Source organism: Microcystis sp. M049S2 (assembly GCF_020245625.1).
Classification (GTDB): domain Bacteria; phylum Cyanobacteriota; class Cyanobacteriia; order Cyanobacteriales; family Microcystaceae; genus Microcystis; species Microcystis ichthyoblabe_A.
In genome coordinates, this window is the sequence record NZ_JADBUN010000284.1 from 1 (window position 1) to 9,065 (window position 9,065).

General features: G+C 43.6%; 8 protein-coding genes. 2 read left to right on the top strand and 6 right to left on the bottom strand.

All coding sequences use genetic code 11. The features are described from left to right. Positions 1-149: 149 nt before the first annotated feature. Both IM496_RS21620 and IM496_RS21625 read left to right on the top strand, forming a co-directional pair. Positions 150-581, top strand: a complete 432-nt coding sequence (locus tag IM496_RS21620; protein ID WP_287663282.1) for an IS1634 family transposase — start codon at positions 150-152, stop codon at positions 579-581. A 57-nt stretch (positions 582-638) separates the two neighbouring features. Beyond that, complete coding sequence (locus tag IM496_RS21625) at positions 639-1,400, top strand: PulJ/GspJ family protein (protein ID WP_287663283.1); 762 nt, start codon at positions 639-641, stop codon at positions 1,398-1,400. Between the two features lie 55 nt (positions 1,401-1,455). On the opposite strand, the gene trpE is transcribed toward IM496_RS21625, so the two are convergent. The 6 genes from trpE to IM496_RS21655 all read right to left on the bottom strand — a co-directional run bounded on the left by trpE (position 1,456) and on the right by IM496_RS21655 (position 8,709). Then, positions 1,456-2,976, bottom strand: a complete 1,521-nt coding sequence (gene trpE / locus IM496_RS21630) for an anthranilate synthase component I (protein ID WP_194018339.1) — start codon at positions 2,974-2,976, stop codon at positions 1,456-1,458. Positions 2,977-3,376: 400 nt separating this feature from the next. Then, positions 3,377-3,802 carry a photosystem I reaction center subunit II PsaD gene (locus tag IM496_RS21635; RefSeq protein WP_002740397.1) on the bottom strand — a complete coding sequence of 142 codons (426 nt, stop codon included), beginning with the start codon at positions 3,800-3,802 and terminating at the stop codon, positions 3,377-3,379. A 168-nt stretch (positions 3,803-3,970) separates the two neighbouring features. After that, a complete protein-coding gene (locus IM496_RS21640) occupies positions 3,971-5,608 on the bottom strand; it encodes an ABC transporter permease (RefSeq protein WP_287663285.1) in 1,638 nt (545 codons plus the stop codon). Positions 5,609-5,687: 79 nt separating this feature from the next. After that, positions 5,688-6,497 carry an MBL fold metallo-hydrolase gene (locus IM496_RS21645; RefSeq protein ID WP_287663286.1) on the bottom strand — a complete coding sequence of 270 codons (810 nt, stop codon included), beginning with the start codon at positions 6,495-6,497 and terminating at the stop codon, positions 5,688-5,690. Between the two features lie 211 nt (positions 6,498-6,708). Further along, the gene (locus tag IM496_RS21650) at positions 6,709-7,914 is read right to left on the bottom strand and encodes an RNA-guided endonuclease InsQ/TnpB family protein (RefSeq protein WP_194017999.1); all 1,206 of its coding nucleotides are present in this window, start codon (positions 7,912-7,914) and stop codon (positions 6,709-6,711) included. A 207-nt stretch (positions 7,915-8,121) separates the two neighbouring features. Continuing rightward, positions 8,122-8,709, bottom strand: a complete 588-nt coding sequence (locus IM496_RS21655) for an anthranilate synthase component II (RefSeq protein WP_194017997.1) — start codon at positions 8,707-8,709, stop codon at positions 8,122-8,124. Positions 8,710-9,065 lie beyond the last annotated feature (356 nt).

The window sequence follows — 9,065 nt, forward strand, 5'->3', positions numbered from 1 at the left end:
CAGGTGGTCAACTACCTAATTTTCAGGGAAAAAGTACCTGAATTTTCCCCCCGATCACTCCAAGTCCCAGTACTTTTTGATTGACAAAAAGTCTAAAAGTCTTACCCAACAAGGTTTTTAGATTTATTCAGCAAACCCTATTTATCTGTGTGTTAGCGACCAACCAGTTAGATAAAGAGTCAGGTCGTGATGAACAACTGCTAGTCCACTACAAACAACAGCAAGGCATCGAGAGAGGTTTTCGCTTTCTCAAAGACTATCTGTTTTTTGCTTCGAGTCTGTTTCTCAAAACCCCTGAGAGGATTATGGCATTAGCCTTGATTATGGCGTTGTGTTTGTTAGTGTACAACCTAGGGCAACGTCCACTGAGACTAGCTCTAGAAGAGCAAGAGGAAACGATGCCGAATCAATTGGGAAAGCCGACTCAGCGTCCGACATTGCGTTGGATTTTTCAATGTTTGAGGGGGATTCATTGGGTTGTACTGAACAATTGTCCCCAAATTATCAATCTAACCCATGGGCGAGAGAGGCTTTTAGGCTTTTTGGGAGCTACTACTTGCCAGTATTATCTGTTGTCATGAGAGTTTTTCTTATTTTCTTTGTCCTTGTTTTTTAGTACGGAATGTGGGGTTAAAGCTATGCGTTCTTATTTAGAGTACATCAATCACCTAGGCCGTTTACAAAAAAAATCGGCTCATCGTCCTCTGCAAGCAGGTTTCACGATTACAGAAGTTTTACTGGCAAGTTTGATGATGGTGATTGTCATCTCGGTGGCGGGAATTGGCGTAACTAACCTGCTCAGAAGCAACTATCGAGCTAATGCTGGTACTGAAATCCAAAATAATCTTAATCGTACTCTAGAGTTTGTTTCAGATGAAGTGAGACGAGCAAGAATTATCGCTGATTCTGAAACTGCGATCACGAGTACTCAAGTACCCACAGGAGCGCGAGCAGTTCTTGCTTTCCAAATTCCCGACCCCAACAATCCCGGTCAGGCTCCGCTCAATGAACAGATCGTTTACTATACCAAAGGCCCTGAAAATAGCTTAACCGGTCCGCGAGTCTTGTGGCGCTACGGTCCAGACTTGGACGCTAACGGCAACTATAATATTAATTCTTGGCAACATTCCCCCGTCACCGATAGGTTAGCGGATGCCACGAATAATCTGGAGCGATTCAACTGCGATCCTTTCCAAACCGACATTGAAATCCCAACGGGTTGGAAGAGAATCCCCGCCGTTCGCGGCGAGGTAGAAGGTTTTTATGTCTGTGTTCGCGATGGTGGTAATCAAGTGATTTTGAATGCCAACGCTGAGGTAAATCTGACCACTGGAGATACCGATAAAGATAAAGTTAACTACTCTGTCAGCACCAGAGTTTCCCCTAGAGCTACCAATTAAATATTTTTCCTCCTCATGAGGTTAAATAAAGAAGGAGGATCCTGGGCTAAAAAATCTAACTTAAACAGCGAATTGCCTCCAATAAACCCCTCGCTTTGTTGAGGGTTTCTTCATACTCCTTCTCCGGCTCAGAATCGGCTACTAACCCCGCTCCCGCTTGCACAGAAACCAGATAATTTTGATTACCTTGGGGACGAACAATCATAGTGCGGATTGTGATGGCACTATTTAACTGTCCCTCGAAATCGTAGTAACCATAAACCCCTGAATAGGGACCACGACGACAGGGTTCTAATTCATGAATAATTTCCATAGCGCGAATTTTCGGGGCCCCACTGACGGTTCCCGCCGGAAAACAGGCTTTTAATAAATCCCAAGCACTTTTATTGGTTGCTAAATCCCCCACCACATTACTAACAATGTGCATAACGTGGGAATAACGTTCAATTATCATTAATTCATCCACTTTGACCGTACCTCGATCGCACACTCGACCTAGATCATTTCTCCCCAAATCCACTAACATAATATGCTCGGCAATTTCTTTGGGATCTTGCAGTAAATCCGTTGCTAAAGCTTGATCTTCACTGAAGTTTTGTCCCCGGCGACGGGTGCCAGCAATTGGTCTGACAGTGGCTCTTATTTTACCTAATTCGTCCCGTTCTGCCTTAACCATCACTTCAGGACTAGAGCCAATAATTTGCCAATCCTTAAAGTTATAAAAAGCCATGTAGGGAGAAGGATTAATCAGACGCAAGGAACGATATAAATCGAAGGGATGGCCATGATAATTGGCATTTAAACGCTGGGAAATAACCACCTGAAAAATATCCCCAGCTTTGATGTAATCCTTCGCTTTTAGGACATTTTGACAGAATTTTTCCTGAGTTGTATTGCTTTCATAGACTAATTCTTTTCCCTGACCAACCGGTAATAATTCCAGAGTTTTGGCATTACTTGGTAGGGGTAATCGTAGCTTCAGAACTAATTGTGTCACTCGATCGCAGGCCGCTTGATAAGCAGCCGCTAAATCGGGATTGTTACCCCGGATATCCGCATAAGCGATCACCCATATTTTCCGTTTAACTTGATCGAAAATAATTAGATTATCCACCTGCATCCAAATACCATCCGGTAGATCGGCATCGGTAGCTGGATAAATAGGCACTCGCGGTTCAATCCAATTAATTAATTCATAACCCCAAAAACCAAATAAACCCCCTATTCCAGCGGGTAATTGTGGCAATTTAACCGGCACAATCGGGGCTAAACATTGGGTTAAAATCTCGAAAGGATCCCCCGAAAAAATCTCTTGAGAACCATTGCGAAAAGTCTGGGTGGTGGTGTTTCCCCGTGCTTCTAATACCCAGACAGGATCGCCGCCTAAAAAGCTGTAGCGTCCCAAGGTTTCGCCCCCTTCCACCGACTCTAATAAAAAATTGTAGGCTTGATCGGCACAAACTTTATACCAGGCCGAAACGGGTGTTTCTAGGTCAGCGATCCATTCTTGATAGACAGGAATAAAGTTACCTTGGCCAGCGAGTTCACGAAAGCGATCGAAGTCGGGGAAGATCATATTTTGATGGTTCAGGAAACGGAAGGAATTATGAATTATGAATTATGAATTATAAATTATGAATTATGAAGGAGTGGGGGAATGGGGGAATGGGGAAGTGGGGAAGTGGGGAAGTGGGGAAGTGGGGAAGTGGGGAAGTTGTCTCATCACCCTAACACCCTAACACCCTAACACCCCCCGCAACGGCTCGACTGAGCGTCGCCGAACGTCGCGCACGCAGTGACCACCCCGACTCCTGACGACCGGCTACTGACTCCTAACTCCTAACCCCAGGAAAAACTTTTTGCCGCAAACCCTAACTAGCAATTGATTGCGATCATAGAAATCGAGAGTCGGAAGTTAAATCTTGGGGCTAAATAGCTTCTAAATCTAACTCCCCACTCTCGATTTTAGGGTTTATTTATGCTTCGTAGGGAGTGACACCAGAGAACTTAATTGTCGCTGGTTCGGGGTTTTTGCCGATATTGCGGTCTTTTTTGCCGAAAAATTCACGACCAGCGTTAACTTTTTCGGGGAAGACACCATCAGCGGGGTGGAGATACTGCACTTCACCACTGGGGTAAATCCGATAGATTTTGTAATCTTCGATTTTGGGCTTAAATTTCGTCCGGAATTGGGTACCAAGAGCGAGCGCGTGTTCTTTGCGGGCCAAATAGAGGAGATTTTCGCCTTCGTTCATGATAGCGGCGCCACCGGTGGGCATTTCAAAGACTTGTTCTTTGCTGCTTGTCCAGGTGATGGCGTACTTTTCTTCCAGATCGGCTTTGGCGAGTAAACCGCCCGTGCTGCCACCGAACTTAGGAGCTTTTCCAGAAAGTTCTGTCATAGGATTTTGTTCTCTCTACACAAATAAAGAAAAGGGGTTTTAGGGAATCCTATCACTGACACCCCCCCTCTCTAGTAGTCTTGTCAAGAACTGTAACATTATTTTGTACTAGACTATAGAACTAACCTGCTGGCCGATCGCCAACTTGTCTAGGAATCGGCCACCACTTTAATCGATCGCCCGTCGGGAAATTTGCCAACTTAAAAAAATTACCGGAATTAATCCCACTAGGACAATGGCCAGGGCTGGTGCCGCCGCTTCCACCAAACGTTCATCACTGGCGTATTGATAAACGCGCACCGCTAGGGTATCAAAATTAAAAGGTCTTAACACCAAAGTAGCCGGTAATTCCTTCATCACATCGACAAAAACTAACATAGCCGCCGTCAATAATCCCCCCGACAAAAGAGGAATATGCACTTTAATTAAAGTGGCACCAGTGCCATAGCCAAGGCTGCGGGAAGCATCATCTAAACTAGGTTTAATTTTACTTAAACTCGATTCTAATGTGGAAAAAGCTACGGCTAAAAACCGGACAATATAGGCAAAAATTAGACAGAAAATTGTGCCGCTCAGAATTAAATTGATATTTAATACTTGGTTGAAAAAGTTATCTAATTTGCCGAGAGGAATTAAAACCCCCACGGCGATAACTATGCCGGGGATAGCATAACCAGCGGCCGCAATCCGCACAGAACCCTTAAGAGTTTTATTCGGATTAAGTCTTTCCCCGTAGGCGAGAATTAAAGCTAAAACTACCGCAATAATTGCGCTTAAACTAGCCAGAAAAAAACTGTTTCCCGATAGACTAAAAAAGTCATTATTAAAAGTTTCTTGGGCATGATTAAAGGCTAAATAGGCCAGATAGAAAGCGGGGGCAATAAACCCCAGAAATACCGGCACAAAACAGGAGAACATTGCCAAAAAACTCCGAATAAATCTCAGTTTGTACTTAGTCGGTGACTGGAAACGATTGGTCATTTCATAGTAACGAGCTTGACGACGGGAGGATTGTTCAAGGAAAACTAAAACGAGGATAAATACCATTAAAACTGTGGATAACTGCCCCGCCGCTATGCGATCGCCCATACCGAACCAAGTATTATAAATCCCCGTGGTAAAAGCATTAATTCCGAAATACTGCACCGTACCAAAATCGTTCAGAGTTTCCATTAAAGCTAGGGCTAATCCTGCCATAATTGCCGGTCTTGTTAGGGGTAAAGCGACGGTAAAAAAACTGCGCCAAGGGTTACATCCCAAGGAGCGACTTGCTTCCACTGTGCAGACAGATTGTTCTAAAAAACCGACCCTTGCTAACAGATAAACGTAGGGATAAAGCACCAGTATTAACATCAGAATCCCCCCCCAAAGAGAACGGATATTAGGAAACCAATAATCTTCGACACTATTCCAACCGAAAACGCTTCTTAAGAAGGTCTGCACCGGACCAAAATAGTCCATCATATTGGTATAAGTATAGGCCAAGAGATAGGCGGGAGCGGCAAGGGGTAGTAGTAATAACCATTGAAATTGTTGACGACCGGGAAATTGACACATCGTTGTTAACCAAGCGGTGCCAACACCGATGATTAAAACACCGCTACCCACCCCGCTCATTAACCAAAAAGAATTAACTAGATAATCCCAGAGAACAGTTTCGAGCAGATGTTGCCAGACTTGACTGGAATTAGTTAATAAACTACTGGCCACCGATAAAATTGGCAGGGAAACAAGCAGGGCAATTAGTAAAACTGCAATCGTCCATCCCTGTCTAAAAAAAGAGCGAGATTCTTTCAGCAAAAACATTTTTAATAAGATTGTTAAAGCAATTTTTAGAGAACTAGGAGATGCTCTAAAGCAGGCCTAGGTCAATGGCTCCTAAAAGTTAGGATTTCTGTAACAGATTGCGGTAGTCAAAAACGCGAATGAGCGTCCCTTTTTTCGGTAAATCGGCGGCACGAATCCGTAATTTATTGTCCCCGATTAAACGGATATTTTTATCTTTGACTAACTTGAGAAACTCATCTACAGAGACCAATTCACAGGCATTTTTATCGGCGGCACTGGTGAAGTATTGCGTCGGGACAGCTATTCGCGGCTGTAAAACTTCGATCGCCTGTTTTGCTTCTTGGGGATTATAATTTTTTGGACCACCTCCCACGGGAATAAAAGCTAAATCCGGGGAACCTAGGAGAATTCTTTGTTCTAATTCGATTGGGGCCGCTGCCCCTCCTAAATGGACAATACTAATCCCTGCTTGGGTCCAACGCCAGGCCACATTCATGCCGAAACGTTGCCCACCCATGCGATCGTGGGCAATACTAATGCCCTGGAATTTTAATTTACCCAGATCATAGGCCCCCGGCTCAAACAAAATTTTCGGATTACCGGGTAAACCCTCGGCCGCCCCTTCATCCCAGAGTTGACTACTAATTAAAACGATATCTGCTTCTACTTTTGGCAAAGGAAAACCCGCCGTACAACCGATCGCCCGGAAGGGATTAACGAGGACTCTTTGACCTCCTCCGGTGAATAAAAAGCAACTATGACCCAACCATTGAACTAAGAGGGAATTATCGGGTTTTTGGGGGGAAGTGGGGTTAGTGGGTTTCGGTTTAGTTTCCGCTAAAACTGAGCTTACTGTCACGGTTAAGAAACTTGTCCCCGCCGATAAGATAAAATCTCGCCTTTTCATAAATGTAGATGCAGAATTAATCAAGTTAAGTAGGGAGGCACAATTATTTGTCGGATGGGTTAGCGGTAGCGTAACATGAGCGGGTGTTGGGTTTCATGCTTCAACCCAACCTACGTTCATCTTCTATTTAATTCCACCCACCCACTTAAGGTTAATTTCAGGGGTTGGGGATTATTGACACTCCCATCGCTAAAAGCGAGGGATTCTTGGTTCACTGACTCAAGTTGTCTTGACAGGTATTGCTACCAACCAAGATAGAGCTTAAATCTCCCCAAGCGTTTAGGTCTGACGACCAGCTTCCGATATGCCCTATCGTAGCTTTTTTGAGTATATTCAAGGCCGCCATTTTGTCTCTATCTTCCACATATCCGCAGGAACAAACATGAGTTCTAACTGATAGAGACTTTTGGATTAACCGACCACAATTAAGGCATTCTTGACTGGTATAGGCGGGATTAACTGCTATGGTCAATCGTCCGTATTTAATGCCAAAATACTCAATCCATTTTCTCAATTGTGACCAACCAGCATCATTGATACTCTTGGCTAGTTTTTGATTACGCACAAGGTTTTTGACTTTTAAATCTTCGTAAGCTATCAAGTCGTTTGACTGAATTAAACGGAGTGCCAATTTTTTAGCAAACTCTTCTCGTTGCCTACTTACTTTTAAGTGTCCCTTGGCGTATTTTTGACTAGCTTTTTTGTAGTTATTAGACTGCTTTTGTCCTCTCTTAAACTTTTTAGACTTTCTTCTATTCAGTTTATTAAGACGCTTTTCGGCTTTTCGATAATACTTAGGAGGCTCTACTGTATTCCCGTTACTGTCAGCATAAAGATATTTTAACCCCATATCTAATCCTACGCAATGACCCGTCGATTCTGATTGTGGGGTTATATCTCTAGCATCGAGTTTTAGCATTAACTGGCAATAATATCCATCAGCCCTTTTAACTATTCTTATCCGTTGAATTTGCCATTCTTGAAAATAAAACAAGTCTCGACTACCAATTAGTTTTAACTCCCCAATGTTTTTTCCATCAGTGAAAGTTATTCTCTTAGAATTTCGATTAAGTTTCCAACCTGACTTTTTAAACTCAACAGAATGAGTACGTTTAGAGTATTTAGGATATCCTTTTTTACCAGCGATTTGGTTCTTGCAATTGTTATAGAACCTAAGAATAGCAGTCCAAGTCCGTTCGCAAGCCTGTTGACAAGCTGTAGAGTTAAGGTCTTGAACAAAAGGATATTCACTTCTTAATTGAGTGACATATTTATATACATCCTTTTGTCCTACACCTTTATTGTCTTCCCAATATCTAAGACATTTATTCCGAACAAACTGTACTGTCCGAATAGCCTCATCAATGGCTTGATATTGAGATGGTTTTCCTCTAAGCTTGTACTCTAAAACAAACATTTTGCGTTATCGACCTACTACGCAAACTATTCTACCATACTAAAATTAAATTGGCAACTATAGATTAGAGTTATTTTTAGTCGTGCTCGTGTCACTGAGCCTTTACATTGAGCCTGTCGAAATGTGTCGAAGTGCTGTTCTATGCTGGTCGGCTTTTCATCTCCGAGGTGAAACCGAGAGCCTTCAAGCCGACATTATAGGTAAACACTAGAGGGATCGGAGAAAGTTTCTTAAAAGTTCCTTGCCAGCAGTGGTTAAAATACTTTCGGGATGAAATTGTACCCCTTGAATCTGGGGGTAATCCCGATGACGGACTCCCATGACCGTGCCATCTTCGACCCAGGCCGTGATCTCTAAATTATCTGGCATGGTGGAGCGATCGATCACTAAACTATGGTAACGGGTGGCAGTAAAAGGATTTTCTAAGCCTTGAAATACCCCTTCACTGTTGTGATAGATTGGGGAAGTTTTGCCGTGCATCAAGACCGGGGCCGAGACCACATCCCCTCCGAATACCTGACCGATACTTTGATGACCGAGACAGACCCCCAAAATCGGCAAATGGGGGCCAAATTTAGCGATTAATTCCAGAGATATGCCCGCATCGACCGGACGACCAGGACCGGGGGAAATGACAATCCCATCCGGCCGCATTTGTTCGATTGTGGCCAAGTCTATTTTATCATTACGATAGACCTCGATCGGCACAGCGATCGGGAACTCGGAGGCTAATTCTCCCAAATACTGGACTAAATTGTAGGTAAAACTATCATAGTTATCGATGACGATTATCAAGAGTCTCTCTCCTTTCCCTAGCCTCGCTCAGTATTTTCATTCTACACCTCTGCTGTCTCGATCGAGACAGCAGTGCCATAGGAGGTAAGCTATTTTTGAGCAGTCAGCTAGAATCTGCCCGGAATTGCTAATTAGGGTTTGCGGCAAAAAGTTTTTTGTGGGGACAGGGTGTGGGGTGTGGGGTGTGGGGTGTGGGGTTTTGAGGGGGTCAATTACCTAACCTGCATTATTCATGAAGACTTTGGAAAATCCTCGAAAGCCTTGGCAAGAAGTTCATCTAGCGATCTGGCTGAAAAACAGTCTGTTTTTTGAGATGTCCTCACAATCAGGTTTTTGCCAGTTGGTGAATAATGCAG